Raw genomic sequence first — 26,559 nt, 5'->3', positions numbered from 1 at the left:
GCGCAACGGTTCACTTTTGTCTTAATGTGCTCGCGCGATCGCCTCCGCAACGTTTGGCAGACTATCGGCATCTCGCTTCTTGATCGAGCCCCGGTGCTTGGCAAATGCTCGGGTAACCTCAGCAGCCATGAGAATGATCTGGGAGGTGTAGTACACCCAGATTAATACAACGATGATCGAGGCAGCGGCACCGTAGGTCGACTCCAGGCCTTGTTTGCCGATATAAAATCCTATCGCAGCCTTCCCGAGTTCAAAGAATACGGCGGTAATGATGGCGCCGAGCCAGACGTCATACCAATTGACTTCCGCATCCGGGAGCCACTTGAACATCATGGCGAACAGCAAGGAAATCACGGACAGCGAGACCAGGATGCTGATGAGGTGCAGGACCCACTCCTGCATGTAGGGAGCGGCAAATTTGCCAACGGCAGCTAAACCCGTGGTCACAACCAGCGACACGAGCAGAAGAAAACCAAGCGCCAGGACGGCAGCCAATGACACGACGTAGCTGCGCATGAATTGCCAGACGCCGTGTCCCGGTTGCTCCTGCACTTCCCAAACGGTGTTTAAGGCGTCCTTGAGCTGAACCACGACTCCGATGGCTGCAAATAAGAGCGTTCCGATTCCTAGGAAAGTCGCCAACATGCCTTCTTGGGGCCGGCTGGCGTCCGCCAGCATGGCTTCGATGGCTTTGGCGCCGGAGTCGCCCAGCATGTCCTTGATTGACGCAGCAACTTGCCCACTCACCGCCTCACGACCGAAAAAAAGACCGGCGACCGCGATTGCGATGACGATGATGGGACCTATGAGAAGACGGAATAATAAGCCAGCGCCGCGCCCTGACGCGCGTCCTTATGGCTCGACCAATTTCCCGCAGCATCTCTTGCAATCGACCATAGCATCGCGAGCCCTTTCACCTTCTCAAATGGGGGACATCGCGAGCGGTTCCAAATTTGGCCAAACAACGCTTTGGATCGAGATGCGGGACAGCCCAGTGTAAAGCTTGAGGGATACGAGGAGCATTTTTGGAACGTATCCATCCTGCTGCTGTTGCGCTCAGACGACATGGACCCGTGAATGTGCATGCCGATCCATAAGGAGAACCTAATGCGCGCACTGTGCTGGCACGGAAAAGGCGACGTTCGGGTAGACACCGTTCCCGACCCCGCAATCCAGCACCCCCGCGATGCCGTCATCAAGATCACCGCCTGTGCGATCTGTGGTTCCGACCTTCATCTGTTTGACGGCTATCAGCCCACGATGGAGAGCGGGGATATTCTCGGGCATGAGAATATGGGCGAGGTTATCGAACTTGGCTCCGAAGTCACGAACCTGAAGATCGGTGATCGCGTCGTCGTTCCATTCACTATCAGCTGCGGTCAATGCTGGTTCTGTCAGAAGGGTCTGTTTTCGTGCTGCGACCGCACCAATCCGAACGCCGAAGTGGCAGCCAAAGCCATGGGACAATCGCCTGCCGGGCTGTTCGGCTTCAGCCACATGCTAGGCGGATACGCGGGCGGCCAGGCCGAATATCTCCGCGTCCCGATGGCCGATGTGGGCCCGATCAAGGTGCCGGAAAACATAACCGACGAGCAGGCGCTATTTCTGTCAGATATCTTCCCGACCGGCTATATGGCCGCGGTCAACGCACAGATTGAGCCAGGCGATACCGTGGCGATCTGGGGCTGCGGTCCTGTAGGGCAGTTCGCGATCCGCTCCGCCTTGATCCTGGGCGCCGGCCGCGTCATCGCGATTGACGAGGTGCCCGAGCGATTGGCTATGGCAGAGGCCGGCGGCGCCGACACGATCGATTTCTCGAAGACGGACGTCTACGACGAGCTCATGAGACGAACCAATAAGCGTGGTCCGGATAGCTGCATCGATGCGGTTGGTTGCGAAGCGTCCGGTCACGGCGCGGCCGACGCAGTTCTCGATAAGGTCAAGGCAGCGACGTTTTTGGCGACGGACCGCGTTCACGTCCTCCGCGAGGCAATCATGTGCTGTCGCAAGGCCGGCACAGTTTCCATACCCGGGGTTTACGTTGGCATGGGCGACAAAATTCCGTTGGGTGCCGCGATGAACAAGGGTCTCACCATCAAGACCGGTCAAACTCACGTCCAGGCCTACACCCAGCCGCTCCTGAAACTTATCCAAGCCGGTGATATCGACCCGAGCTTCGTTGTTACACATCCCGCGAGCCTCGAAGACGCGCCGGCTATGTACAAGAAGTTTCGCGACAAGGAAGACGGCGTCATCAAGGTTGTCATGCGCCCGGGTAGATAGTGCTCGGCAGAGAGGCGTAACAGTGTATTTCTTCTTTTCCAACCGTTTGTCTTTGGATCGCTATTGCTCTCGGCCTTGGTCACGGTGGCTCTACTTTTCATGTTTGGGAATGCGCTTCTAAACCCTGGCGGCCGAATGACTGGTCCGCGTAGCGAAAGTGGCTTCGGCTAGGAACAACTCAACGGCAATCTCGTTTGGTACCGGCAATTTAACCTGGAGGCTCCTATGGCTAGAGAGAAAGAACTGAAAGATCTGTTTCTTGATACACTGAAGGATATCTACTTCGCCGAGAAGAAGATCCTGTCCGCCCTGCCGAAAATGGCCAAAGCCGCGCAGTCGCCGAAGCTTAAGGCTGCGTTCGAAAAGCACCTGGCCGAAACCGACGGCCAGGTCGAGCGGCTGGAGCAGGTATTCGCGTCGATCGACGAAACGCCGAAGGGCAAGACCTGCGATGCCATTATGGGAATCATTGAAGAAGGCAAGGAAGTTATGGACGAGTACAAGGGCATGCCGGCCCTTGACGCTGCTCTGCTCGCCGCCGCACAGGCCGTCGAGCATTACGAGATTTCGCGTTATGGCACCCTCAAGACCTGGGCAAACGAATTGGGTTATGCCGACGCGGTGAAGTTGCTCGATGCAACCCTTAAGGAAGAGAAGGCAACGGACAGTGCCCTGAGTCAGCTCGCGGAATCCGAGGTCAACCAGCACGCCGAGACCGCGAAAGCCGCGTAACCAAGGGACCGGATACGAAAACGGCCCCAGCTACCGCGCTGGGGCCGTTCTACCGTCTGGCTAGGCCCGCGAGGTCTCAGGTACGGAAGAAAACGAACCAGACAAGGCCCATGACAATGACCGCGAGGCTCAGACTAACGACAAGCAACAATAACACCGACGGACCCGGTTCAGCTTGGCGAGCTTCCGTCGACGTCTCGACGATTACACCGTGTTTCTTGAAAACCATTATCGTGGTCCCTTCACTCATTCCGCCGTTTCATTGACATTCGGCGGGCGGCTTCAGATTTTCGGCGCAAGATCGGCCCGGTCGAATACTGGAACGGTCTCAACATCCTCCGGCGAGGCACCGGACGGCGTGTCTTCGGCAGCATGTCGCAATGTTTCGGTGGTGGCGTCTAATCCATCGGTGGTTTCGTTCGCCCCGCTACCGGCGTCATGTCGCCGCTGCAAAACTTGCTTGCCCGTGTCGCCTTCGGCGGTCGAGATCTTATCGGCCATTGGAAACTCCATTGTTGAATACCAAGCCCGCTGGACCACGATGGTTCCGAAGCTGTAGGAGGCGGGCGCGGTTGGCGGCCTATCGCCTCTCTCAATAGAGAGAGACGCGGCACACCAAGAATTTTTTTCGATTCTGAACCAACCGCAACTGCCCATGCCTACACTAGCCAACGGATCTCAGAATCTGGTTTTTCCGGGCCGCCCTTAGCAACTATGAGCTTCGGCGGCAGTTCGGCGTGACGAGGCACGCTCGCGACATTGGCATGAAGGAACTTGCTGGGTCCGTTCGCGTTTTCGTGTGAGGCGGAGCAAAATGCATAATTTGCCTACAGCCTCAGGGCTTCCATCACCAAGCCAGGTTCGCGCGGCCCCGGTCACGTCTCGCGAACTGGATACTGTAAAAGTTGCGGCCGCTCTGGTGTCGGCCTCTATCCTCCTTGCCGGCCTGTATTACGGCCGCGAAATACTCATACCGCTCGCGATTGCATTCCTCATCACGTTCGCTCTGAACCCGCCGGTCACCTGGCTTGCCCGGCTCGGCCTGCCCAGACTGCTCGCAACGAGCCTCGTCATAGTCACCGTCGTGTGCGCTCTGGTTGGACTAGGCGTCATTCTCGGCGCACAGGTCCGTTCGATCGCCGTCGAATTGCCGGCCTACCAATCGACAATACTGACGAAGCTGTCGGATCTGCGCCAGAATCTCAAGGCCCCGGGATTTTTGGACGGCGTGCTGAGAACCGTCGAACGCTTACAGAAGGAGGTGGAGTCAAAGGACACTAGACCCGCGGACGGACCGGCGCCGCAGCGCGTCGAAATCGTCCCCACACCGCAAACGCCGTTCGAGCAGGTGTTTGCCTGGGTTGTGCGCTCAGCGGAGCCCCTGGCCACCGCCGGCATCATCCTGATCTTCGTCTTTCTGGCGCTGCTTGATATCGGCGATCTTCGCGACCGGTTGCTGCGCCTGTTGGGAGGAAACTTCCATCGCTCGACCGATGCGATTAAGGAGGCTGGCGCACGTATCAGCAGATACCTTCTGATGCAGCTACTCGTAAACGTCAGTTACGGCGTGCCGCTAGCTGCCGGCCTCTGGATCCTCGGCGTACCCGGCGCCCTGCTGTGGGGCGCCATCGGCGCGGTCATGCGCTTCGTCCCCTATGTCGGCCCGCTGATTGCTGCAATCTTTCCAGTCGCGCTCGCCTTTGCCGTCGACAGCGGCTGGAGCATGCTGCTCTGGACCGTTGCGCTGATCGTCACCCTCGAGTTGATTAGCAACAACATCGTCGAGCCGCTGCTATATGGATCCAGCACCGGTCTGTCCGCCATATCGCTGATCGCCGCCGCAATATTGTGGACAGCGCTTTGGGGCCCCGTAGGGCTGATCCTCTCCACCCCCCTCACGGTTTGCCTGCTGGTTCTCGGGCGCAATCTGCCGCAGCTACGCTTCCTCGACACCATGCTCGGCTCGACGCCTGCACTGGATGTTCCGGCCCGCATCTATCAGCGGCTGATTGCAAATGATGCCGACGAAGCTGTCGAGATCGCAGGCACCGAGATCGAAAAGTCTTCGGTCATATCATTCTACGATACAATCGGCATTGAGGTCCTTCGTCTGGCAAGCGAGGAGTATCTTCAGAACGCAAGCACCGAGCACCGCCTGCGCCTGGCAAGCGGAATGGACACGCTGCTCGACGATCTAAGAGATGATTTCCCCTCCTCCCTGAGTCCGGAGGCAAAGCCCAGGGTCCTGTGCATCGGAGGAAAATGGGAGATCGATGCCCTCGCCGGCGAGATGCTGGCCCATGCGCTCGCTTTCGAAGGGATCGCCGCAGCTTCCCAACCCGCTGCAAGCGTCAATGCCGACTATCTTGCCAAGCTCGACCTGAAGGGCGCGGACATTGTCTGCCTCAGTTACTTTACGCCGAATCCAGCCATCCCGGCCCGCCACGCCTGCCGGCGTCTGCGACGACGATGGCCGAATATGCGCATCGTTCTGGCGCTATGGAGGGCGCCGCCGGAACTGTTGACCGACGAATTCCTCGAAAAGCTCAAAGCCGATGCCGTCGTGACTTCGGTCGAGGAGGCGGTTCATCGTATTCACCGCATCATCGACCCTGAAGAAGCCAAGGCAGCCCAACAAGCCCCCGTGCCTGACAACGACGCAGAGCGTGTCGAGGCGCTCAAGGCGACCGGGGTCCTGGAAGGTGACAAACGTGAAGCGCTGGACGCACTCGCCAAACGCGCGGCCGACGTATTCGATACCAGCGTTGCCGTGATCACCACTATCGATAAAGACCGCGAATACTTCGTCGGACAAAGCGGAAAATTGCCGGATGCGATCACCGATGATGCAGGCACGCTGCTGCCGATGGACCGCGAACACGCGATCTGCAATTACGTTGTGGCTAACGACGAGACGTTGGTGATTAAGGATATCGAGCGCGATCCGCGCTTCGCCGATAACGAGACGATCAAGCAGTGGGACGTGCGCTTTTACGCAGGCGCGCCGCTGCGCGCAGCCGACGGCCTGATACTGGGAGCGCTCTGCATTCTCGACTCCGAACCCCGCACACTGGAAGAAAACGAGGTCGCATTGCTTGAAACGATGGCCGCCGATGTCGTAGCCACCATTACAACGAGTGATGCGGACGAAGATGCGTCGGTGAAATCAGCACCTGCTGCCTCATCGGCAACGGTCGGTCAGGAAGTGCCTCAGTAGCCCGAGCGGAACGATAGCCAGCGACCCTCTTTGACTTCAATGGATCGCTTCTACCTCGCCATCATCGTCTCAGCTCTGCTGCTGCTCCTTGGCGCAACCGGCATATTCGTGACAAGGACCGCCGACCTCATGCCGCACGCCCGCACGGTCGGCGTCGCCGGATCGAGATAGATCAGTGCGAAGCCCTCGCGACCCACGCCCGCCCCGGTCCCGCTCAGCCAGGATCAATTCTAACGGTCGCGGGGCGGGCGTCCCTTCCGCGAGACCACGCTTGGGACTTTGCCGCGAGCCCGGCGCTTCCCCGGTTCACAAGTTGTTGTGCGACGCGAACCTTCCCACGTCGCATTTATTTCAATCGCAGGACGAATTTCAATCCAAAGAAAGGTAGACATGCGAGCGCATCGAACTTTCCTGAGCTTTGTAATAGCGATGGGTTGCGGCATCACCCTTCAAAGTACCGCGTTTTCGCAAGAGTATCGGGGAACGTGGGCACAACAACAGGCCTGCACGCCCGACGTCTGGCGGCTATGCGGTGGGCAAATCCCCGATGTGAATAGGATCGTGGCGTGTTTACGGCGAAATACTCCGCAACTCAGCGATCAGTGCCGCGCGGTCTTCGCTCAGGGCGACACAGCACCCCCGCGTGGTGAGTATCGCGAGTACGAAAGGCGAGATCGAGATTACGGGCCCCGGCGCTACGATCGAGATTATGGGCCAAGGCCTTCCGACAGGGACTATGGTCCGAGGCCTTACTACGGTCCAAGGCCTTACGAGGATTACGACGAATAAAGTGGAAGATATAATTCCGTGGCGCGACAGCAGACCTCACCAGAGGTCCGAGTTTTCGGCACAGCGAGTGATTATTTGAAATAAATGAGGCCGCCGAACTGAGGCGGCCTCTACTGCATTAGCGGTAGCCTTTGCACTTCGTCTCTTCTTTGTATTCGCCATTGCGCTCCCGTTTGCGCTCGATCTTGCACGGCCCCCTGTAAAATTCCTGCTTGTACTCGCGTGCTTCGTTGTAGCTGCGGCCGTAGTAATCACCGCGGTCGTAACCCCAGCGGCCCCCCAAAGTCGGGTTGGGATCAGCCAAAGCCGGGCTAGAAAAGACCATCACGCCGACCATCACCAAAGCCCGTTTCATTTGTCACCTCCTATAGGTCCAGGGGCAACGACCTCAGAACAGATTTGTTCTTTCGCAGGATGAATGCGCGCTGCGGCGCGCAAATGTAGGGCTGTCACCGGTAGCGGTACCCGCTCGACTTGAAACCCGATCACCCGGACCCGGGGTCGCCCCCGACCGGAACGCCCATGATTTTAATGCTACGTGGTTATGCGCCGGTTCATCGGCGACCTTCGAGGAATTGCAGACTTTCCGGACCAAGGCTGCTGAGCTTGGATTGCAATCGCTTGCGACAGCCGCGCTGATCGGCTGGGAATGGCTGCAGCGGGGCGAGGACATATCGCGACCTTCAAAGTCGAGCACTACCGTCCAAAAGAGCGGCCTAACATGGTTTTAGGGTGATCGACGAGAAAACCAGAAGCGAAAGCTGGATTCCGCTTTTCGACGAGACAGGCGCCGCGCTCTATCCGGAATTGATGGCTGAGCTTGACGCGATCAAGCGGGAACGTATCGGCGGGCTGATGTTGTGCCGGGACTGGGGTGAGCGCGGACCGTGGGGTCGTGTCGAGCGTCAGTCTCTTCACCCTGCGTTTCCGGGCCTGCGGCCGAATAGTCGTTGTTCATGTCGAATGACATTTTGGGGTGGTCCTTCGTTTGCGTGTTGTCGTGGTCGAATGCCGTCGATTAGAGCGGGCATGGGCGTGGCTTCATCGTTTTGGGGGATTAGGGCGTTCGATCGCGGCAATCGCGCCCCTGCCCCTGAGCCGGGGTTTGGGAACCTCGGCACTGCACGATGGGAACTCACGGAACCAGGTGTTCAAATTTATACACCTCGGGCCGGAACGATTTTCCGATTTCGACGTGATCTATTCGGGTAGGCAAATTGCATGAGGACGTGCAATGCCCAGCAGACCGATCAAGCTCCCTTCCGAGGGCATCATGAGCAGTATGCGTCTCGGCATTACAGTGACGGGCTTGTACGGCCTGGTCGCAATGGGGCTCATGATCGTGTTCTTGCGAGGGCCGTCCTAAGAAGATTGAGCACTATCGCAGCATCAGTACGCGCATCACGATCGAGGGGCTTAAAGGCCTTAATCGAAACGTGTGTCTCGCGCAGAGAGCCGCGCTTCACCCTGATCAGAACGAGCAACGTCTGCATTAGAACTTGCCTTCTGCGCAGGTGTGGAGAAGACCGTTATGCCAAACACCATTGACATTGACTCCCGGCATAGCCGCTCGATCGTTCGAGAGATCGGCGAGAGACTGCAGTCCTCATTCACAGTGGATCGAGAGTTACCCGCGAGCTTCAGAACGCAAATCGAGCGACTCCGCCAATTAGAGGACGAGGCGCAAGCCAAACGCGCTAGATCGATGCTGCGTTAGGCGGTGCGTGGTCTCGATCATGTCGTTGACGTGCTGGATCATCGGTTTGCCCCGGGCCTGATAATTCTGCGGCGCCGAAATGTCGAAGAAAGGGGCAGAACGTCGGCGGGATCTCGGAGATATAGGCCCATAACTGGTACAGGAGTCCCAGACCGAACAAATCCCGACATATCCCCCCGGTGGTCACCCACCCCCCGCACTGGCGACGTTGGTCATGGATCACACGGCTTCGCCGACCCGCGTCAGCGCCTTCATGACAACCCTTTCAGCCTGCGCTGCACTCGCAGCACGGTCACCGCAGACCACGGCTTACCGCTCGGTGTCGCGATCTGGCGCTCGTTCAGCTCGCGGGCGATGGCGTTGGCCGACAGCTCGCGCAGCTGGGTGAACACGGGGCGCAGCGCCTCGGCACGCTCGTCGGCGGCCTGCATCCGCATCGCCGTCTTGGGACGCAGGCCGCCGAGTTTCTTACCCTGCGCCTTCAGCGATGCGAGCGCGTCCTTGGTGCGCTGGGAGATCATCCGGCGCTCTTTCTCGGCGAGCGCGGCATATAAGTGCAAGACAAATGGATCGACGTCAGCACCCAGCTCTGCGACGATAAATGGCGTTCTGTGCGCCATCAGGCCCGAGATGAAGTGTACATCACGGCTGAGGCGATCCAGCTTGGCGACGATCACGGGTGCCTTGTGCTTCTTGGCCATCTTCATGGCGGCGGCCAGTTGCGGGCGCTTCTCTAGCGCGTCGCTTCCCTCACCGGTCTCGGTCTCGGCAAAGGTCTCGATCAGATCGAACCCTTCCGCCTTGGCGAAGGCGGCAAGCGCCGCCTGCTGGGCTTCGAGACCGATGCCGGGGCGACCCTTCTTGTTGGGTTTGCTCAGGCGAGTGTAGGCAATGGCGGCCTGCATGGGAATCTAGTCCTTGGGTTCATAACTATACTACGCCCGTAGTATTGTCATAACAGGACTACGAGGCAAGGGCTTTGTGAGGTAAAGCGGTGGCAAGTGGCAGTCGATGACGGTCGCGCGCTTGCTCGGACCGCCTCGCGGTGTGATCCTTGGAGGGAGGCGTGACGGAGCCGGCGTCGACTGATTCTTCCTACGAAGGTTCAGCCGGCGGAATAACAACTAGCTCTCGTCGCTTTCCTTATCATCGCGAAAATGCCAGATCACGACATCCGCCCCCCGATCCTCGGGATGCGCCGCATAGTGGCGATCTCGCGCGGCATCCGGGTCCTCGTGATAACCGCGAGGCACCGTCACAACCTTCCACGGACGCGGCTGGCTCTGGCTCTCGATCCGGTCAACTGCTTGGACCAGTCGGTTGATGGATGACACGGTGACCATTGTGGTTCCCCATATTTCGCGACAGCGCGGCTAGTCGCTCTTGAACGTCGACCAAGACCTCCGCCTCAAGGCAAGCACGGATTTCCTTCAATGCGTAGATAAACCGGGTCATTTCGTCGGACGGGATCCTTCCATTCAACGCAAGCCGATAGAGCCTTGCCATCTCGCCCCTGACCCCGACAAGCGTGTCCAGCGACATCTTATTGCGGGGTGATAGCACCTCGGCTTTTGGTTTTTGGCTCAACGACATCCTACCGGCTCATTGGGGATTGAAGCCCAGTATATCGCACTTCTTCCTGAACGGCGATTGACCCGCTGGTCGTTCTGCGCAGTAACAAACCGAGCCCTCGACTCCACCGAGGATTACCCTAGCAGCCGCACACGATCAGTAATGCAAGACCCTCTCAACCTTTTTTATACGTTTTAAGGGGCCTCTTCTTCACTATGATACCTACAATTTCTATTTCCTAAAAAGAGGAGAAGCGGACACTGACGATCGCTGACGTGGTCGAGGTTGTGCCCGTCAATAGAAGCTTTTCTGCCTCGTCAGTGTTGCTGTCTAGAGTACTGCCGATCACTGACGTGTCCAAGTCAATGATCAGTAATCACCACGTCAATGAACCGATCCAATCATTGACGATGCCCGTCGAGCTCGTCTTGCAGCCTAATGGCGGCAGCGCGGCGCTGGTCGTTCGGTAAGCCTGACTGCGCGTAGATCACCTGCCGCTTCTTGTTGGCGTACCACAGCCGATCTTTGGCTTCGGGATTGGTCACGACGATATAGCCGCACTGTTCGAGCCGGTGCCTAATAAACCGACGCTTGTGCCTATCGTGAAGCCACTCGAGCGACGGGGCTTTTTCCATCAGTTGCGCGAGCGTCAGCGCCTTAGGGTTGCCGAGCGCATCGATCGCGTTGAGCAGTTCGGCGTACTCTTCCCCGCGCTCGGTCTCGACCATGTAGTCGAATGATGCGGTGCGTCTCGGTGTTGCCTTCGGGTCGAAGGCAGAAAGGTCGCATTGCTGGAGCCATGCAACGACGTGTTCGATGCCACCGTTCCTGTACCAGCCCCAAAAATCTTTCCAGAACGCCGGGCCAAACTCCTCGGGTGCTTGATCGGAAAAGGTGATGAAATAGCGGCGGTCATTGTCGGGCAGGTAGAGCGCGTCCCGGTAGTTGGTGGTGATAATCATCCCGAAACGATTGAAGATGTGGTATTCGCGCAGATACTTTTCGTTCACCCGCAGCGTGTCAGGTGGAATGGCCAGCGCGCTCTTGGCGTGCTCGTAGAGACCGTAGCGGCTGGTTTGCCCTTGCTCGCCCATATCTCGCGCTTCGCTGACGCGTAAGATCACGCCGCGCAGAAATTCGTTATTCTTGCTGAATAACTGACTCGCCGTCACGTCACGGAAATTCCAGGCGCCAACTGCCGTCACCAGCGGTTCAAGCAGTGTGTCCTTGCCGATCCCGGGCTTGCCGCCCAGCACGATGGCGTGGTTGGGCTTAACTTCAGGACGCTGCACCCGCGCGGCCATCCAGGCGAGCAGATGTTCGGCGTCGTCCGGGTAGAGCTTGCGCCAGTGGTCGACCCATCGCTGCGCCTTGCCGGCGTCGCCGGGCACAACATCAGGCGGGCGGTAGGTGTTCAGCGTCGTGGCGCCGATCTTGCGAACCCAACCGCCGTCGACAGCTAGCCTGTCTTTGATAAACTCCGGCTCGCCTGGCATCCAGGTGAACGCTTCGACGCTCTGGTTCTTCTCTAACCATTCGCTCGCCGCGATCGTCCTCGGCTTGCCCCTGCCGTCGACAATCGGGTTACCATGTCGGTCGAGCAACGGCATGCGCGGCAAGCGCGTGTCAACGCTCGCATTTGGCCACGGCGTTTTACACGGCAGGTAAATGCACGAGCGTGACGGTGCGTAGGCGACGAAGTCCGAGAATGAAATGGCCGCCGCGTTGCCGCCTGGGCTTAGCTTGGAGTCGTCGCTCATGCCGCGCCCTGCCGTAAGATCACGTCATTGAAGTCCCAACCTTCCTGTTTCGGAATCAGTGTCGCCACCGTGCGCCCGGCCGCAGTCCAGGTGCGCTTGCAGTTGCCGGCAGCCTTCTGCCCCACGCCGTTGGTGTCGTTGTCGACCAGCAGGGTGAGCTGCGTGATGCCCGGCAGCACCGGCAGGCCGGCGAGCCCAGCTTCGTTCAAGGCGGCCCATGCCGGTGTCATCACCACGTCGCGGTAGGTGATACGCGTCGCAGCCGCGAGCACGGTCTCGATGCCTTCCCCGATGACGAGGCGGTCGCCATCCGGTGGCCACAGCTTGACGACGCCCATGCGCCCGAGTGCCATGCGGTCGAGCTTGTTGCCGGTTAGGTCGAGACCGATCCGATGGATCCCGGTCGGCGCATCCGTCACCGGGTCCCGCATGAGGGCAACGATGCACGGGTGCCGCGCACGCGTGCCGAATATGCAGGAGGGATGGAAGCGCAGCACCCCGTGAATGGACGGCGATAACTGGGTGATATCGATGCCGCGCGTCTCCGCGAGGTACCGTGCGCCAAGCGTACCGGCGAGCGAACCGGCTTCCTGCCATAGCTGCAATGCGAGCGCGATCCGCGCGGCGCTGTCGTTGCGCTGCTCGCGCAGAACCGGTCCGCTCCAGTCCTGCAGCGCATCGATGGCCTCACGCTTGGTCATGCCTTCGACGTCGCATAGCCAGTCGAGCCGCCCGCCGCGGCGACCGCAGCCGAAGCAATGCCAGTGATCCGGGTAAATCTTGCAGCTCGGTTGCGGGTCGTCGTGGAACGGACAGGAGACGTGTTGGCTCTCCGTCATCGGCAGGGTGACGAAGTCATAGAGGGGCGCAACCGTGTCGGTGAGGCTGGCGAGAAAATCCTCGTCCGCTCCCTTCGCGATGTTCGGGTTAGGCGGTGTCGCCGCGACGAATGCGTCGACCGCGTGCTCGACTAGCTCCTGCTCGGTCTCCGGTTCGGGTGGCTCTCTGGTCGCCGGTGCTTCAAGGTAGGTCGGCCCGCGGTGAACCTTGCCGTTGAGCGGAAGGCCGATCGCCCACACCGGCGACTCCTTGAGCATCGCCAGCACCTCGGCATCAGGGAGCGTGCCTTCCGGCGCCTCGATCACAATTTCGTCGTGGCAGTGGAAGACGGCCGACCAGCCGCGTGCCTCGGCACGCAGCAGAGCTGCAGCGAGAAGGTCGCGCGCGATCGCTTGCACCGCATTCTCAAGGAACGTGCCGTACCACCCTCGGACGCGCTTCCACTGACGCTTGGCATTGTCGAAAAACTCGACATCGGCCTCGCCGTCTTCGAATTTGGAGTTGGGCACAAGCCGCGCGCCCGGATAATGGATTGCGCGACCGCTCGGGAGGGTCATTGTCAAGGTGTAGCCGTCGAACGCGACGCAAAGCGGCGGCTGGGGGACATCCGCGACTAAGATCGGGCGGTTCTGTCCGATGCCCACCGCAACGCGGATTGCACGCGCCAGCTTACGCCCGAGCTTGCGCGTGGCCGGATGCGCGGTGCGCCACAGGTTCACGTCGGCCTGCAGTACCTCGTCGCTGCGCCCGTCATCACCGACAATGCGGCGCAATGCACCAACGGATCCGCCGTAGCCGCAGGCCAGATCGGTGGCCTTGCCCTTCTGCCGATCAGCCGTGCTGATCGTCTCGATGCTCTTGTTGAGCATGCGCGCGGCGACGACGCGGTAGACCTCGATAAGCTTGTTGCCGGTCGTGTCAAACCGCCTGTAGGCGTCGATCTTCCATGTCTCGCCGGCCAACCACGCCAGCACCCGCGACTCAATGGCGGCGAAGTCGGCGCAGACGAGATGCTGCCCGGGGCCAGCGCACAACACCGCGCGCGAGACCGCGCTTACGACCTGCAGCGGATTGCCCCAGCGCGCCAGTTCATCGCGATCACCGGCGATCACGGCGTCGACCAGCGTGGCGGGGAGCTCGCGGTCGTTACGGGCGAGGTTCTGCAGTTGGCCAGCGCCAACCGAACTCCAGCGTCCGGGTCCGGCACCATAGATGCGCAAAGCATCACGAATGCGGTGATCAACCGGGTGAGCGACCTCTAACAACTTCTTGTACTTGCGCGTCGAGCTATAGGCGCCGCGCTGGCGCAGGACCAGCAGCTCGCGCGCGAAGCCTTCCGGTTGGCGGGCGAGGGCAGCGGCGACCGAGCGCTTCCCGAGCGAACCGAGATCCAGGCCGCAAGCATTCGCCGCCTCACGTATTCTCTGCACCTGATCGACACTTTTGATCACTCCGGCGGTCAGGTAATCGAGGCGAGTGTTGATCGCGTTGCGTTCGTTGATCGCGAGCGTGCGGGCGGCTTCGAGAAATGGTATGTGGGCTGCGATGCCGCGTGAGTTGATGCGGGCATCAAGCAGCAGGAGCGCGCGTTCTTCCGGCAGCAAGGGCGGCAAGCGCGGATCATTGAAGCAGGCGCGTGTCGCTTGGACGTCACTCTTGCAGCGCTCGAGCAACAGAACCAGATCGCGTTCGCGCTGCGCCGGGTCCTCCGGTTTGTTGTTCAGCTTCTTCTTGGTCTGCGGCCGCGCCAGTCGCATCATCGCCTTGCGCGCTTCCGGGTCCTTGTGAAACGGCAGCCCGAGTGCTTCGCAGCGCAAGCCGAGCTCGGCCGGGTATGACGCGGCAAGCGCACGGCGCTCGGCGCAGTCGGTGTGCTCTAGCGGGATCGGCGGGAAGCCGTAGTGGCGGGCGAGAATGTTCTCGTGAACGGCGCGCTCGAAGCCGAAATTGTCAGAGACGAACAGGAAGTCCGTCGGGGTGGCGAACGGCGCCGGCACGGGATCGCCGGGGCACCACGTCTGCACCTCGCCAGCGTCGACGGCGTAGCAGAAAAAGAAAATGCCGGTCGTCTCGTCATTCGCGTAGATATGCGCGCCGCTATCCTTCAGGTTGACCTGTGAGAACGTCTCGATGTCCCAGTAGACGTGCTGCATGTCCGCCTCCCCTACGGAGATCCGGGAGGCCCGCACGCGGGCCTCCCGTGCTGCGTGGCCGCTCAGGCCCAGGGCGGCAATTCGTCGTTGATGATCTCGCCCACCGTCACCGGCTTCGCCGATTTCATCTGGTCGAGCGTCAACGCCGCCTTGGTCTCAGGATCCGGAGACGGCGGAGACGCCAAGGCAGGAGCCGCGCTCGTATCAGGCTTCGGCACGGGAGCCGCTGCACCGGTTGCGCCGCTGAGCTGCGGCGGCGGCGACTGCGGCGTCAGCTGCTCACCATCGGCTCCACTGCCCGGCGGTACCTTGAAGTCGATAACCTTGAAGTGCGGACGCAATTTCATGCCGTAGTTCCGCGTCTTCATCGGCGCCTGGTCCAAGAGCACGACCGCGACGACGTTCGCGCCACGCAGGGCACTCATGACAGCGATCTGTTCTTCGAGTTGGTCGTAGGCAAGCTTCGAGCCGTAGGTCTTGTTCACGAACGTGTAGAGCTGGCCGGTCTGCGGGTCACAGAACTGGACAACATAGTGCACTGCATACGGCGGCTCTTCCTGACCGTTGAGGCCGGGCCGCCAGGGCTTCGGGATCGCCGCATTGAGCGTGTCGACATCGGGCAGCGGCTGCTCGGTGATGTCGATGGGCGTGTGGTCGAGCCAGCGCCGCACGATGCGGCGCATGCCAATCACGAGCTTCGGCGTCGGCGGAATCGGCAAACCGTCGCGATCGGTCCACTTTGATTCCGCATTCCACATCGCTGTCGTCCCGAGCAGGACGCGTTCGGTCGGCAGGTTGAAGGCGGGTGACATGGTTTGTATCCCTGTGATCATTGGATTGTTGTGATCGAACCGGGCTTCGCCCCGGTGGGCGCCTTCGCCATGCGAAGGGAACTCGATCTCGTGTTCGGGCGCGCCGCCCGGCCGCCTCGACTATGAAGTTGCCTGGATGGCGCGGCTGTACTCCGCCGCGGCGCGCGAGGTCGGGCGGTTGACGAACCGATCGCGCAGGTAGAGGCAGTAGCTGGCGCGCGGGTAATCAATTTTGTTTTGCGCACTGCGGAGGAACGACGGCGGTCCGCCGCGCTTCCGACGCTGCGCCATGGCGCTCGGCTTCACGTTCTCGAGCGCGGCGATAACCTTCGGGGAAAGATTCTCGGGAAGCGCGGCGTCGGAGGCCAAGGCCTCGTACAGGGCTGCGCCGATGTAGCCTTGGCTGGTCCAGAAGGCAGACCGTTCCTTGAACAGCCGAACGGTACGGTCAATGTCCTCATCACGCATGGCGGCACCTCAGTGATTATGGGTGCCGCCCCATCTATACCGGTCAGCCTCACCGCGGGAGACGAAACATATCCGGGGTTATTTCCGGTACCTGCGCCGTCGTCGATGTAGATCGGCGACCGTTTCGTACGGCAATGCACGTTTGCGGGCGACATATGCCCTTGCCGTGCTCTGGAAAAGTCCGCGATCAATCAGCTCGTCGACCTCAGCGCCAACGCCTCCCTCCGGGCGCCCGCGGATTCCAGCCGCCCTACTATCTGCTTTCCTGGCGGCCGCATGCGCCTGACGCGCAAGTTCCATCAGCTCGGTCAGTCGAAGCAGCGCGGGAAGCAGGATGTCGTGGGGAAGGTGTTTCTCACAAGCCATCCACAACCGCGCGTCGGTGCACGCCGGGACTTTTTCTACCCGCTCGCCGTGTCGTACAAGAGCATACAACCCCTCGGCTTCAGAAGCGTGTTGCGCCTGCTTCATCGCCGCGCCCCGGCGATGTTCGTGACTTGGGCGGACGCCTTGCCGTTGAGATTAATTGCACCGGCCAGCCGTTCGACACCGCGGCGGGCGCGGGTCTCGGCGACCTTCACGTACTTGTTGGCCATCGCCAACGTCTTCCACGCGAAGGTATCGCGTAGTTCGAACGGATCGGCGCCGCCGAGCGACGCCCAGCTTGCTGCGGTATGGCGCAATGTGTGCGGCGTGACCCTCTCGACCACACCGTCGGAGGCGCGCTTCTCGGACCTGATGCCAGCCTTATTCAGCACGGCGGCCAGCGTCTCGCGCAGATACCCGTAGTCGACCGGTTGGCCAGCCCGCTTCGAAAAGACGGCGCCCGCCCGGCCCGGCTGGCGGTCGATCAGCGCCGCGGCGTCGGTCGACAGCACGGTCGGCCGGCCTTTGGTCACGCTGTCCTCGAGGTGCACCTCAAGCTTTTTCAGATCGACTACCGACCAGTCGAGCAAGCGCGCGTCGCTTACGCGCCAGCCCGTGATGGTCAGGAAACGCAGCAGATCGTGCACCGGATCGACCGGCGCCCTAGCCAGCTCCGCCACAAACAGCGGCATTTCTTTCTCGTCAATCCAACGCTCGCGCTCGCGGCTCTTGAAGCGTTCGATCCCCCTGCACGGGTTGATCCGATCATGGCGCATTCCCTCGCCAATCGCGAAGCTCATCATCTTCGAGAGCGTGCGCATGGCGTTGTTAGCGTCGGCGGGAGTATCAGCGCGCCGCGCATACATGGCCGCCACCATCGGCGTGCTGATATCGGCGACGCGGCAACGTTTGAAAGCGGGCGTCAGGATTCGGTCGATCACGCCGTTGTAGCGTTTGCGGGTCGAAGGTTTCTTCTTCGGTAGGAACTTGCTGCGGAAGACGGCAACCAAATCGTCCCACGTCGGCGCTGCCTTCTTGGTTGCCCGCTCGGTAGCGGGATCGTCGCCCCGCTTCACCGCCTGCAGCATTGACTGCGCCTGCTCGCGGGCCTTGTCGGCCGGGAACGTCGGATAGTCGCCAATGATGACTTTGCGCGGGTTCGTCTTTCCGGGCACCGGCTGTTCGATGAACCACGCGCGCAGTAAAATGTTACCTTCAGCGGCCCGCCGGACGCGCAATAGGAACCCGGTGAGCTTGCTGTCGCGAAAGAACCGCTCGTCACGCCCGGCCATCAGCCTGCCGAGCCTGTTGCGGACGAAATCTTCGCTGAGAAAGTGAGGCATTCAGCAGTCCCTCGCAAAATCCCTCGGGGGCCCAGGGTAGGGTGTAGGGTAGGAGTTTCGGGTACTCGCCGACTACCGGGCTGTCCCCAGCTGTACGGATAATATACGAAAAGTGCTGGAAAATACAGCGTTTCCTGGCGATCAGCCGGTGACAGCCAGGGACAGCGGAATACAAACTTAAAATCCCTCGATGGCAACGTCGTGTGGGTTCGAGTCCCACCGCCCGCACCAGCCTTCGCTCGCGCAGCGAGTGAAGGCTGCCGCGCCGAAGCCCAATGGGCGAAGGCGGGCCTGTGGCCGCGAGCTACGGCTAGGCAAGCCACGCTCTGCCAAGCTTAACTTGAATCGGGCGGGGACGGACTGGAGACTTGGGGGACTACATTGCCGCAAATCGGTCTTTTCGAAATGCGCCGGCTGGAGATGCTAAGCAACACCATCTTTGGCGTTGCCATGACGCTGCTCGCCTACGATCTGCCGAAGGCCAGCAGTTTCACGCAACCGCCGACCTGGATGGGTCTGATTCACGTCTACGCGCACCCCATCATTGCGCTGACGATCAGCTTCATCGTCGCCGGGCTGTTCTGGTTCAGCCATCACCGGCGGCTTGCCGTGGCGCCGGAAGGCGGCCGGGGCGTGGTGTTTCTCAATCTGTTTTTTCTGCTCTCGATCATCATCCTGCCGGTGACGAACGGTCTCTACGGCGTCTATCGGGTCGATGGCGTGATCGCGGTGCTCTATGGATTCCACCTGACCGTGATCGCCGCGCTGAATGCGCTGTTGTGGGTCCTGGCGCTGCGGGGCCAGAGCAATCCGCAGTTGCTGGCGACGGCGCTGTTTCCGCTGTGCGTGTTCGTGCTCGGGACGGCCGTGGCTTTCGCCGCGCCGAGAATCTCACAGTTCATCTGGTGCCTGGCATTTCTTGCGCCCCTCGCAGGCTGGTTCGCCGCGCGCCGCGCAAGCTAGCGCACCTTGGCCTCGCTGACCGTCAGCAAGCGGCTCGCCTCCTCCGCAATCATCCGCTCCATCTTCTGCTGAAACTCCTTTCGCGGCAGGCCCGGCGCGATCGGCGGGAGGAACGAGAGCGTGATGATGCCGGAGTGGATCATCAGGGTCTTCTTGCCCCAGAACAGCCCGGAATTGCATGCCGCCGGCACCACGGGGACTTCGAGGTTGGTGTAGAGCGCGGAAATGCCGGCCGACTGAAACTTCACGGGCTCGTCGATCGCCTGCCGCGTGCCTTGCGGAAACAGCAGTACCTTGCGCCCCTCGCCGACCGCGCGCTTTGCTTCATCGACCATCTGGCGCAGCGCATGGCGGCCCGCCGAGCGATCGACCAGGATCATCGGATAGTGCTCGAGAAACCACCCAACCAATGGCAGCTTCCGGAGTTCCTTCTTGGCGACGATGCTGGCGTCGGGGAAAATCACGCAGAGTGCCGCGGTCTCCCACAGCGATTGATGATTGCAGGCAATGATGCAGGGGCCGTCGGGAACGTGCTCACGCCCCTCGACGCGATAGTCCAGCCCTATGACGTACTTCATCAGGAACATGATGCCGTTGGCCCACACCTGGGAGACCGCACGCACCGTCGCACTGCTTGCGTTGAACAGCGCCATGAACGGCACCGTCGATGCAACGACGACCGTCAGGATCACCACGGCGGCATCGAATAGAATTGACCTCAGATAATGCAAACGTCCGTCCCCTCGGGGCCTCTGATGCGGCTTCCAATACAGCACTTTTCCCGGGTTGCACAATTCCGCCCGCCCGGCTGAAATCGGCCCGGACATGGATCGGCCCGATTGGCTGTCCAGGATCGCCGCATGCCGGCATCAGAACAAATCGCCATCGCGCCGCATCTCGTCTTCGATGCCATCACGGCCGGCCCGCCCGGCGCGCCGCTGGTACTGCTGCTGCACGGCTTTGCGGAATCAATGCATTGCTGGCGCGCGCAGGTGACGGCGCTCGGCGACATGGGCTACCGCGCCATCGCACCGAGCCAGCGCGGCTATTCGCCGGGTGCCCGCCCCGATCCGCGCGAATTTTCGCATTACCTGATCGACCGCCTGATGGACGACGCGATGGCGATCGCTACGGCCGCGGGCTATGGCGCGGCGCGCTTTCATCTCGCCGGCCACGACTGGGGCGGCAGCATCGCCTGGGCTATCGCCGACCGCCACCATGAACGGCTGGCCTCGCTCACGATTCTCTCGCGGCCGCATCCGAATGCGTTCAATCGCGCGCTCGAAACCGACGGCGAGCAGGCGCAACGCTCAAAACATCACAAGGCGTTTCTGGAACCTGACGCCGCCGCTATCGTGCTCGCGAACGACGCCGGATGGCTGCGCGAGCGTCTCGTCGCCAACGGCGTTCCCGCGGAGGCGATCGAGATGCATCTCGCCGTGCTCGGCAACAAGGACGCGATGGAAGCTGCGCTGGCCTGGTATCGCGCACGCGGCGCGATCCGCGGGCCGCTCGGCCCGATCCGCGTGCCCACGCTCTATATATGGGGCGACGCCGACGACACCGTCGGCCGCATCGCCGCCGAAGGCACGGTCGATTTCATCGCCGCACCCTATCGCTTCGAGGTGCTGCCGGGCGTCGGGCACTTTGCGGCGGATCAGGCGCCGGAACGTGTCTGCGAATTAATGCTGGAACATCTCGCGGCGCATCCGGTTTGAGGAACGCAACGGCGGTCAAGATGTTGTCGTGCAGCAAAATGGAGCGCTGACGACATGCCGAACGAACAACATCATCCCGAAAAATCGAATTCCACGGCAAGCAAGCCCGCACGCGATCGGCGTTCCCCTTCGCCTCAACATCCGCAAATCCGGTCCCCGCTGCTGAATGACGGGCCTGAGCTGGAGCGAGATAGCCACTGCTGATTTCCCCGTCACGGCCTGCGACAAACGCGAAGCGTTTGCGCTAGCGAGTGTAGCAACGACTTGTCCGCCAGAGCTCAAAGAGCGAAAGGCGGGACAAGTCGCTTGCGCTTGCAATGATGGCAAGGAACGCAACGCCATCACGCGCTGGCGGCAAATTCCTGATGCCGGCCGGGCGCGGCGTCGAACAGCGCCTTGGTGTATTCGTGCTGGGGCGCGGCAAAGACTTCAGCCGTGGCGCCCTGCTCGACGATGACCCCGCGCTGCATGACCGCGATCCGGTCACAGACCTGGGCAGCCACCCGCAGATCGTGGGTGATGAACAGCACCGCCAGATTAAACCTGCGGCGCACCTCGTCCAGAAGCTTCAGCACCTGATCCTGCACGGACACGTCTAGCGCCGACACGGGCTCGTCGCCGATCAGCAACTCAGGCTCCATCGCCAGCGCCCGCGCAATACAGATCCGCTGGCGCTGGCCGCCGGAGAACTGATGCGGAAAACGATCGATCGCAGCCGGCGGCAGATGCACCACGGCCATCAGGTCGCGCGCGCGCTGCAATGCCTCCTTGCGGCTGAGGCCAAAATTCATCGGCCCCTCGATGATCGCCTCGCCAACCGTGCGGCGCGGATTGAGCGATCGATATGGGTCTTGGAAAATGAACTGGATGCGCCGGCGCATCGGGCGGAATTTTGCCTCGCGCATCGCCGCGATATCGACGCCGTCGATCTTGATGCCGCCCGCTGACGTATCGACCAACCGCGCGACGCAGCGTGCCACCGTCGACTTGCCGGACCCGGATTCGCCGACAATGCCCAGCGTTTCACCGCGCCGGATCGTCAGCGAGACGTCCTTGACCGCGGCCACCACGCGGGCCTTCGGCTGGAACAGCGAGCGCTTGCCATAAGTCTTGAAAAGATTCTCGGTCTGCAGGACCACCGGTCCGGTCACCGGCGACCGCTTCGGCGGCGTCATGCTCGGCACGGCGGCCAAGAGCATTCGCGTATAGTCCTCGCGTGGATTCCGCAGCACCTCCTCGCAGGGGCCTTGCTCCACGATCCGGCCCATCTGCATCACCACGACGCGGTCAGCGATCTCGGAGACGACGCCGAAATCATGGGTGATGAACAGCACGCCGGTTTTGGTGCGCCCCTGCATTTCCCGCACGAGCTTGAGGATCTGCGCCTGCGTGGTGACGTCGAGCGCCGTGGTCGGCTCGTCGGCAATCAGCAGGGCCGGATCGAGCACCAGCGCCGCCGCGATCATGATCCGCTGACGCTGGCCGCCGGAGAGCTGGTGCGGATAGGCATCGATCATCTGCTCAGGATCGGGCAGATGCACCGCGCGCATGATCTCGAGCACGCGCGCGCGCTGCTCCTTCTGGTCGAGGCCGGTGTGGATCTCCAGCACCTCGCGGATCTGGTCGCCGACGCGCTCGACCGGATTGAGCGCGGTCATCGGTTCCTGGAACACCATGGCCATGCGGGTGCCGCGGACCGCGCGCAGTTCGGCGTCGGATTTGGTGAGCAGTTGATCACCCTGCAGCCGGATCGAACCGCTCTCGACCTGCATCGCCCCCTTCGGCAGCAGGCCCATGACGGCCTGCGCCGTCACCGATTTGCCGGAGCCGGATTCGCCCACCACGCAGACGATCTCGTCGGCACCGACGGTCAGGTTGATGCCCTGCACCGCGTGCGTCCGGTCGCCTCCGTTGATGGCGACGGAAAGATTTGAGACTTCGAGGACAGTGTTGCTCACATCACACCCGCTTCGCCATCTTGGGATCGAGCGTATCGCGCAAGCCGTCGCCGAGAACGTTGACGGCAAGGATCGTGAGCGCAAGGCACACGCCGGGATAGATGATGTTGTGCGGATACAGGCTGAAGACCTGGCGGCCCTCGGCCATGATGTTGCCCCAGGTCGGCACCTCCGGCGGCACGCCGATGCCAAGGAAGGACAGGATGGCTTCGATGAGGATGGCCGACGCGCAGATGAACGTGCCCTGCACGATCATCGGCGCGATCGTATTGGGCAACACATGCCGCCACAGCAGTTTCGGGGTCGAAGTGCCGAGCGTCACCGCCGCCTCGACATAGGGTTCCTCGCGCACGCTGAGCACGATGGAGCGCACGAGCCGGACCACGCCTGGAATCTGCGGAACCGTGATGGCGATGATCACCGTCCACACGCTGGAGCGGAACAGCGACACCATTGCGATCGCCAGCAGGATGGCCGGGATCGCCATCAGCCCGTCCATGATCCGCATGATCACGGCATCCAGAATGCGGAAGAAGCCGGCGAGCAGACCGATGAACAGGCCACAGGCGATGCTGATCAGCGCTACCGTGATGCCGACAAAGAGCGAGACGCGCGCGCCATAGACCACGCGGCTGTAGACGTCACGCCCCAGGCTGTCCGTGCCGAACTTGGCGATCATCTTGATGCGTTCGCCGGTGTCCGTCCGCATTGTGATTTCCGCGCCGGGGACCTTGTTTCGTGCGATCGGGCTGATCGCCGTCGGATCAATGGTTCCGAGCCAGGCCGCGAATAGCCCCATCAGCAATACGATAGTAATGACGGCGGCGCCGAACACCACGCCCGGGTTGCGCAGCAATTTGCGATACGCGGCCGGCTTACCCGGGCTGGCCGGCAGAACGGGTTCGAGGATCGTCGCGTCCACCATCAGTAGCGAATCCTGGGATCGAGTACGGTATAGATCATATCAACCGCCAGGTTGATCATGACGTAGACGAATGAAAACAGCAGGATGACGGCCTGGATCGTCGGATAGTCGCGCGCCAGCACCGCGTCGACCGTGAGCCTGCCTAGGCCGGGGATCGTGAACACGCTTTCGGTCACGACCACGCCGCCGATCAGGAGCGCCACGCCAAGTCCGATCACCGTGACGATCGGAACGGCGGCATTGCGCAGCGCATGACGGAACAGCACCTTTCGCTCGGACTGTCCCTTGGCCCGCGCGGTGCGGATATAATCTTCCGACAGCACTTCCAGCACGCTGGTGCGCGTCATGCGCGCGATCAGCGCGATATAGATCACCGACAAGGTCACCGACGGCAGGATCAGCCGCTGCACCCAGCCGCCAACCCCCTCCGAGATTCGCTGATAGCCCTGCACCGGCAGCCAGTTCAAATAGACCGCGAACAAATAGATCAGGAGATAGCCGATTACGAACACGGGCACGGAAAAGCCGAGTACCGAAAAGCCCATCACGATGCGGTCGATCCACGAACCGTGCCGGTGCGCCGCCAATACGCCGAGCGGAACAGCGACAAACACCGCAATCAGGATCGTGAACAAGGCCAGCGACAGGGTCGGCTCGATCCGCTCGCCGATCAGCGAGGCCACCGTCTTCTTGAAGAAGAAGCTTTCGCCGAAATTACCGGTCAGCACCCTGCCCGACCAGATCACGAATTGCTCGATCATCGGCCGGTCGAGGCCGAGTTGGGTGCGGATCTGCGCCACCTGTTCGGTGGTGGCGTTGTCGCCGGCGATGACCGCCGCCGGGTCGGACGGAGTCAGCCGCAGCATCAGAAAGATGAAAACCGCGACCACCAGCATCACGGGGACCGTGCCAAGCAATCGCCGAAAGAAGTAACCGTACATAGGTCGATCCCCGAAACGAAGCGGGCGGCGGGAAGCCGCCCGCGCCCTTCACATCACTTCGTGACTTCGATGTTCCAATGCACCGGGACCGGCGCCATCAAGAGCCCCTTGACGTTCTTGCGAATGGCAATCGGCTGGACATACTCGCCGACCGGGATCATGGCGGTGATCTCGATATTGCGCTTCTGGACGGCTTCCGCGATCTCTTTCTGCTTTGCCAGATCGGATGAGCGCGCGAAATCGTCACGCAGCTTCTCCATCTCTGCGTCGCAGGGCCATCCGAACGAAGCCTTTTCGCACCCCGAATTCACATAGGCGGCAGAGACCGGGTTCATCACGTCGGCCACAACCCAGGCCGTCAGGAAGGCATTCCAGCCACCGGCGCTCGGTGGATCCTTCTTGGCGCGGCGCGCAACAAGGGTCTGCCAGTCCATCGACTGCATGTCGACCTTGAAGCCGGCCTTCTCCATCAGCGACTTCGCTACCGGCGCCAGGTTGGTCAGGACCTTGAGGTCGGTGGAGTGCATCAGCAGCACAGGCGTGCCATCGTAGCCTGCCTCCTTCAGGAGCTCCTGCGCCTTCTTGGCATTGGAGGTCAGAAGCCCGTCCGTCCCCTTGGTGGTGCCGAATTGCGTGTTGCAGACGAACAGCGCGTTGCACGCCTTGATATAGTTCTCGTCACCGATGGTCGCCATCAGGAAGTCTTCCTGATTGAAGGCGTACCACAGCGCCTGGCGGATCTTCGGGTTGTCGAACGGCTTGTGCAGGTGGTTCGGACGGAAGACGTACTGCGCCTTGATTTGCGGCACCTCGACGATTGAGATGTTGGCATCCTTCTTCAAGGTGCCCAGGAGATCGTGGCTGGGCTGCTCGATGTAGTCGATCTCGCCCTTTTGCAGCGCGTTGACCGCCTGCTGCGCGTCGGAAATGGCGCGCCACTCGACGCGATCCACCTTGGCTACCTTGCCGCCGGCAAGACCCGAGGCGGGCTCGGCGCGTGGCTTGTACTTGTCGAACTTGACGTAGACGGTCTTGTCGCCCGGTTTCCACTCATCCTTGACGAAGACGAAGGGGCCGGATCCGGTGAAATCCTCGATCTGCTTGTTGGGGTCCGTGTCGGCGACGCGTTTGGGCATCATGAACGGCACGTTGGACGACGGTTTTGACAGGCCAAGCAACACGAGGCCGGTCGGTTCTTTCAGCTTGATGGTGAAAGTTTTAGCATCGACCGCGTCCATGGAGTCGACGAAGGTCATCATCTTCTGACCGAGCGAGTCCTTGACTGCCCAGCGCTTGATCGAGGCGATGCAGTCTTCCGATGTCACCGGCTTGCCGTCGTGCCACAACAGGCCGTCGCGAAGCGTGAAGGTATAGGTCTTATTGTCAGCCGAGGCTTCGTACTTCTCCACCATCTGCGGCTTGATCTCGCCCTTTTCATCCTGGGCGAGCAGCGTGTCGTAGATCATGTAACCGTGGTTGCGGACGATGTAGGCCGTGGTCCAGATCGGATCCAGGATCTTCAGATCCGAGTGCATGACGGCGCGTAACGTGGTCTGGGCAAGCGCCGGCGCCGCCATGGCCACGAGGCTGCCAACACAAGTCGCAGCAAGAATTGCTTTTCTGAACGCGTTCATTCCTTCACCTCCGTTGTCGTCTCGACGCCCGAATGCCTATTGTTCGGGCCCCTGCCCGGTTTATGACCGGACTATAGGGTCGATATTCAGCTTCACAACACCCTTTTGACCCGACGACACTGGTGACGCCGGCGCTCAGGCAGAAATCAGGATAGCCCTCCGGACAGGTCCATTCGCGGCCGGCTTGCGCCCGCCGCCAGATGGATTGCAGCCCCGGTTCAGCTCCGCCAACACGCCTCCTCAAAAACCTACAATCAAGAATGATGCCAGATTTACCGTTGCCCCTACCCCGCACCGGCAAGGTCCGAACGCGCCATGTTTTCCCTTTACAAACTCGCCGCCGCTCCTTCTCGTAAAGGGTCCACACC

Annotated in this window: 21 protein-coding genes; 5 read left to right on the top strand and 16 right to left on the bottom strand. The window is 61.2% G+C overall.

Annotation, left to right across the window (positions count from 1 at the left end):
• Nucleotides 1-21: 21 nt before the first annotated feature.
• Nucleotides 22-747, bottom strand: coding sequence for a YihY/virulence factor BrkB family protein (locus tag ACH79_RS27940; protein ID WP_246738156.1), 726 nt, complete (start codon nt 745-747; stop codon nt 22-24).
• 360 nt (nt 748-1,107) lie between these two features.
• Between ACH79_RS27940 and ACH79_RS27935 the strand changes: the two genes are divergently transcribed.
• Entirely contained in the window at nt 1,108-2,283 is a 1,176-nt protein-coding gene (locus ACH79_RS27935; protein WP_161853805.1) for a zinc-dependent alcohol dehydrogenase, read from the top strand.
• Nucleotides 2,284-2,508: 225 nt separating this feature from the next.
• Nucleotides 2,509-3,015 carry a ferritin-like domain-containing protein gene (locus tag ACH79_RS27930; RefSeq protein WP_161853804.1) on the top strand — a complete coding sequence of 169 codons (507 nt, stop codon included), beginning with the start codon at nt 2,509-2,511 and terminating at the stop codon, nt 3,013-3,015.
• A gap of 282 nt (nt 3,016-3,297) precedes the next feature.
• Here ACH79_RS27930 and ACH79_RS27925 read toward each other — a convergent pair whose 3' ends face one another.
• Nucleotides 3,298-3,516, bottom strand: a complete 219-nt coding sequence (locus ACH79_RS27925) for a hypothetical protein (RefSeq protein WP_161853803.1) — start codon at nt 3,514-3,516, stop codon at nt 3,298-3,300.
• A gap of 313 nt (nt 3,517-3,829) precedes the next feature.
• Here ACH79_RS27925 and ACH79_RS27920 point away from each other — a divergent pair, with 313 nt between their 5' ends.
• Entirely contained in the window at nt 3,830-6,232 is a 2,403-nt protein-coding gene (locus tag ACH79_RS27920) for an AI-2E family transporter (protein WP_161853802.1), read from the top strand.
• A gap of 907 nt (nt 6,233-7,139) precedes the next feature.
• Here ACH79_RS27920 and ACH79_RS27915 read toward each other — a convergent pair.
• The 9 genes from ACH79_RS27915 to ACH79_RS27875 all read right to left on the bottom strand — a co-directional run bounded on the left by ACH79_RS27915 (nt 7,140) and on the right by ACH79_RS27875 (nt 18,052).
• Entirely contained in the window at nt 7,140-7,376 is a 237-nt protein-coding gene (locus ACH79_RS27915) for a hypothetical protein (protein WP_161853801.1), read from the bottom strand.
• Nucleotides 7,377-8,989: 1,613 nt separating this feature from the next.
• Nucleotides 8,990-9,643 (bottom strand): recombinase family protein, encoded by a 654-nt coding sequence (locus ACH79_RS27910; protein WP_161853800.1) that lies wholly within the window; start codon nt 9,641-9,643, stop codon nt 8,990-8,992.
• Between the two features lie 219 nt (nt 9,644-9,862).
• Nucleotides 9,863-10,081: a hypothetical protein gene (locus ACH79_RS27905; protein ID WP_161853799.1), complete on the bottom strand. Its 219-nt coding sequence runs from the start codon at nt 10,079-10,081 to the stop codon at nt 9,863-9,865.
• Nucleotides 10,082-10,711: 630 nt separating this feature from the next.
• Nucleotides 10,712-12,070: a primase-helicase family protein gene (locus tag ACH79_RS27900; RefSeq protein WP_161853798.1), complete on the bottom strand. Its 1,359-nt coding sequence runs from the start codon at nt 12,068-12,070 to the stop codon at nt 10,712-10,714.
• Nucleotides 12,067-15,063 carry a DNA polymerase gene (locus tag ACH79_RS27895; protein WP_161853797.1) on the bottom strand — a complete coding sequence of 999 codons (2,997 nt, stop codon included), beginning with the start codon at nt 15,061-15,063 and terminating at the stop codon, nt 12,067-12,069. Before ACH79_RS27895 ends, ACH79_RS27900 begins: the two co-directional genes overlap by 4 nt.
• A gap of 62 nt (nt 15,064-15,125) precedes the next feature.
• Nucleotides 15,126-15,875: a hypothetical protein gene (locus ACH79_RS27890; protein WP_161853796.1), complete on the bottom strand. Its 750-nt coding sequence runs from the start codon at nt 15,873-15,875 to the stop codon at nt 15,126-15,128.
• Between the two features lie 120 nt (nt 15,876-15,995).
• On the bottom strand, nt 15,996-16,343 hold the full coding sequence (locus ACH79_RS27885; RefSeq protein ID WP_161853795.1) for a hypothetical protein: 348 nt from the start codon (nt 16,341-16,343) through the stop codon (nt 15,996-15,998).
• Between the two features lie 78 nt (nt 16,344-16,421).
• The gene (locus ACH79_RS27880; RefSeq protein ID WP_161853794.1) at nt 16,422-16,814 is read right to left on the bottom strand and encodes a hypothetical protein; all 393 of its coding nucleotides are present in this window, start codon (nt 16,812-16,814) and stop codon (nt 16,422-16,424) included.
• Complete coding sequence (locus ACH79_RS27875) at nt 16,811-18,052, bottom strand: tyrosine-type recombinase/integrase (RefSeq protein ID WP_161853793.1); 1,242 nt, start codon at nt 18,050-18,052, stop codon at nt 16,811-16,813. Before ACH79_RS27875 ends, ACH79_RS27880 begins: the two co-directional genes overlap by 4 nt.
• A gap of 405 nt (nt 18,053-18,457) precedes the next feature.
• Between ACH79_RS27875 and ACH79_RS27870 the strand changes: the two genes are divergently transcribed.
• Nucleotides 18,458-19,015 carry a TMEM175 family protein gene (locus tag ACH79_RS27870; RefSeq protein ID WP_161856612.1) on the top strand — a complete coding sequence of 186 codons (558 nt, stop codon included), beginning with the start codon at nt 18,458-18,460 and terminating at the stop codon, nt 19,013-19,015.
• Here the strand turns inward: ACH79_RS27870 and ACH79_RS27865 are convergent.
• Entirely contained in the window at nt 19,012-19,746 is a 735-nt protein-coding gene (locus ACH79_RS27865; RefSeq protein WP_161853792.1) for a 1-acyl-sn-glycerol-3-phosphate acyltransferase, read from the bottom strand. The two genes, ACH79_RS27870 and ACH79_RS27865, sit on opposite strands and share 4 nt — an antisense overlap.
• 129 nt (nt 19,747-19,875) lie before the next feature.
• Between ACH79_RS27865 and ACH79_RS27860 the strand changes: the two genes are divergently transcribed.
• Entirely contained in the window at nt 19,876-20,733 is an 858-nt protein-coding gene (locus tag ACH79_RS27860; RefSeq protein WP_161853791.1) for an alpha/beta fold hydrolase, read from the top strand.
• Nucleotides 20,734-21,074: 341 nt separating this feature from the next.
• Here the strand turns inward: ACH79_RS27860 and ACH79_RS27855 are convergent, their stop codons facing one another.
• The 4 genes from ACH79_RS27855 to ACH79_RS27840 are packed head-to-tail and all read right to left on the bottom strand — an operon-like array spanning nt 21,075 to nt 26,191.
• Nucleotides 21,075-22,691: an ABC transporter ATP-binding protein gene (locus ACH79_RS27855; protein ID WP_161853790.1), complete on the bottom strand. Its 1,617-nt coding sequence runs from the start codon at nt 22,689-22,691 to the stop codon at nt 21,075-21,077.
• A gap of 1 nt (nt 22,692) precedes the next feature.
• Nucleotides 22,693-23,616, bottom strand: coding sequence for an ABC transporter permease (locus tag ACH79_RS27850; protein ID WP_161853789.1), 924 nt, complete (start codon nt 23,614-23,616; stop codon nt 22,693-22,695).
• Complete coding sequence (locus ACH79_RS27845) at nt 23,616-24,557, bottom strand: ABC transporter permease (RefSeq protein ID WP_161853788.1); 942 nt, start codon at nt 24,555-24,557, stop codon at nt 23,616-23,618. The genes ACH79_RS27850 and ACH79_RS27845 overlap by 1 nt, the downstream gene beginning before the upstream one ends.
• A 53-nt stretch (nt 24,558-24,610) precedes the next feature.
• Complete coding sequence (locus ACH79_RS27840; protein ID WP_161853787.1) at nt 24,611-26,191, bottom strand: ABC transporter substrate-binding protein; 1,581 nt, start codon at nt 26,189-26,191, stop codon at nt 24,611-24,613.
• Nucleotides 26,192-26,559: the final 368 nt, after the last annotated feature.

The organism is Bradyrhizobium sp. CCBAU 051011 (assembly GCF_009930815.1).
In the GTDB taxonomy this organism is placed as follows: Bacteria; Pseudomonadota; Alphaproteobacteria; order Rhizobiales; family Xanthobacteraceae; genus Bradyrhizobium.
Note: the sequence above shows the minus strand (reverse complement) of the source record. Positions and strands in the feature narration are given on the sequence as shown.

Bases quoted from the DNA above. Each gene is read 5' to 3' on its own strand.
- ACH79_RS27895 (WP_161853797.1), bottom strand. From the start codon at position 15,063: ATGCAGCACGTCTACTGGGACATCGAGACGTTCTCACAGGTCAACCTG.
- ACH79_RS27935 (WP_161853805.1), top strand. From the start codon at position 1,108: ATGCGCGCACTGTGCTGGCACGGAAAAGGCGACGTTCGGGTAGACACC.
- ACH79_RS27900 (WP_161853798.1), bottom strand. From the start codon at position 12,070: ATGAGCGACGACTCCAAGCTAAGCCCAGGCGGCAACGCGGCGGCCATT.
- ACH79_RS27885 (WP_161853795.1), bottom strand. From the start codon at position 16,343: ATGCGTGATGAGGACATTGACCGTACCGTTCGGCTGTTCAAGGAACGG.
- ACH79_RS27930 (WP_161853804.1), top strand. From the start codon at position 2,509: ATGGCTAGAGAGAAAGAACTGAAAGATCTGTTTCTTGATACACTGAAG.
- ACH79_RS27925 (WP_161853803.1), bottom strand. From the start codon at position 3,516: ATGGCCGATAAGATCTCGACCGCCGAAGGCGACACGGGCAAGCAAGTT.
- ACH79_RS27840 (WP_161853787.1), bottom strand. From the start codon at position 26,191: ATGAACGCGTTCAGAAAAGCAATTCTTGCTGCGACTTGTGTTGGCAGC.
- ACH79_RS27910 (WP_161853800.1), bottom strand. From the start codon at position 9,643: ATGCAGGCCGCCATTGCCTACACTCGCCTGAGCAAACCCAACAAGAAG.
- ACH79_RS27845 (WP_161853788.1), bottom strand. From the start codon at position 24,557: ATGTACGGTTACTTCTTTCGGCGATTGCTTGGCACGGTCCCCGTGATG.
- ACH79_RS27870 (WP_161856612.1), top strand. From the start codon at position 18,458: ATGCGCCGGCTGGAGATGCTAAGCAACACCATCTTTGGCGTTGCCATG.
- ACH79_RS27920 (WP_161853802.1), top strand. From the start codon at position 3,830: ATGCATAATTTGCCTACAGCCTCAGGGCTTCCATCACCAAGCCAGGTT.
- ACH79_RS27860 (WP_161853791.1), top strand. From the start codon at position 19,876: ATGCCGGCATCAGAACAAATCGCCATCGCGCCGCATCTCGTCTTCGAT.
- ACH79_RS27875 (WP_161853793.1), bottom strand. From the start codon at position 18,052: ATGCCTCACTTTCTCAGCGAAGATTTCGTCCGCAACAGGCTCGGCAGG.
- ACH79_RS27890 (WP_161853796.1), bottom strand. From the start codon at position 15,875: ATGTCACCCGCCTTCAACCTGCCGACCGAACGCGTCCTGCTCGGGACG.
- ACH79_RS27880 (WP_161853794.1), bottom strand. From the start codon at position 16,814: ATGAAGCAGGCGCAACACGCTTCTGAAGCCGAGGGGTTGTATGCTCTT.
- ACH79_RS27915 (WP_161853801.1), bottom strand. From the start codon at position 7,376: ATGAAACGGGCTTTGGTGATGGTCGGCGTGATGGTCTTTTCTAGCCCG.
- ACH79_RS27905 (WP_161853799.1), bottom strand. From the start codon at position 10,081: ATGGTCACCGTGTCATCCATCAACCGACTGGTCCAAGCAGTTGACCGG.
- ACH79_RS27850 (WP_161853789.1), bottom strand. From the start codon at position 23,616: ATGGTGGACGCGACGATCCTCGAACCCGTTCTGCCGGCCAGCCCGGGT.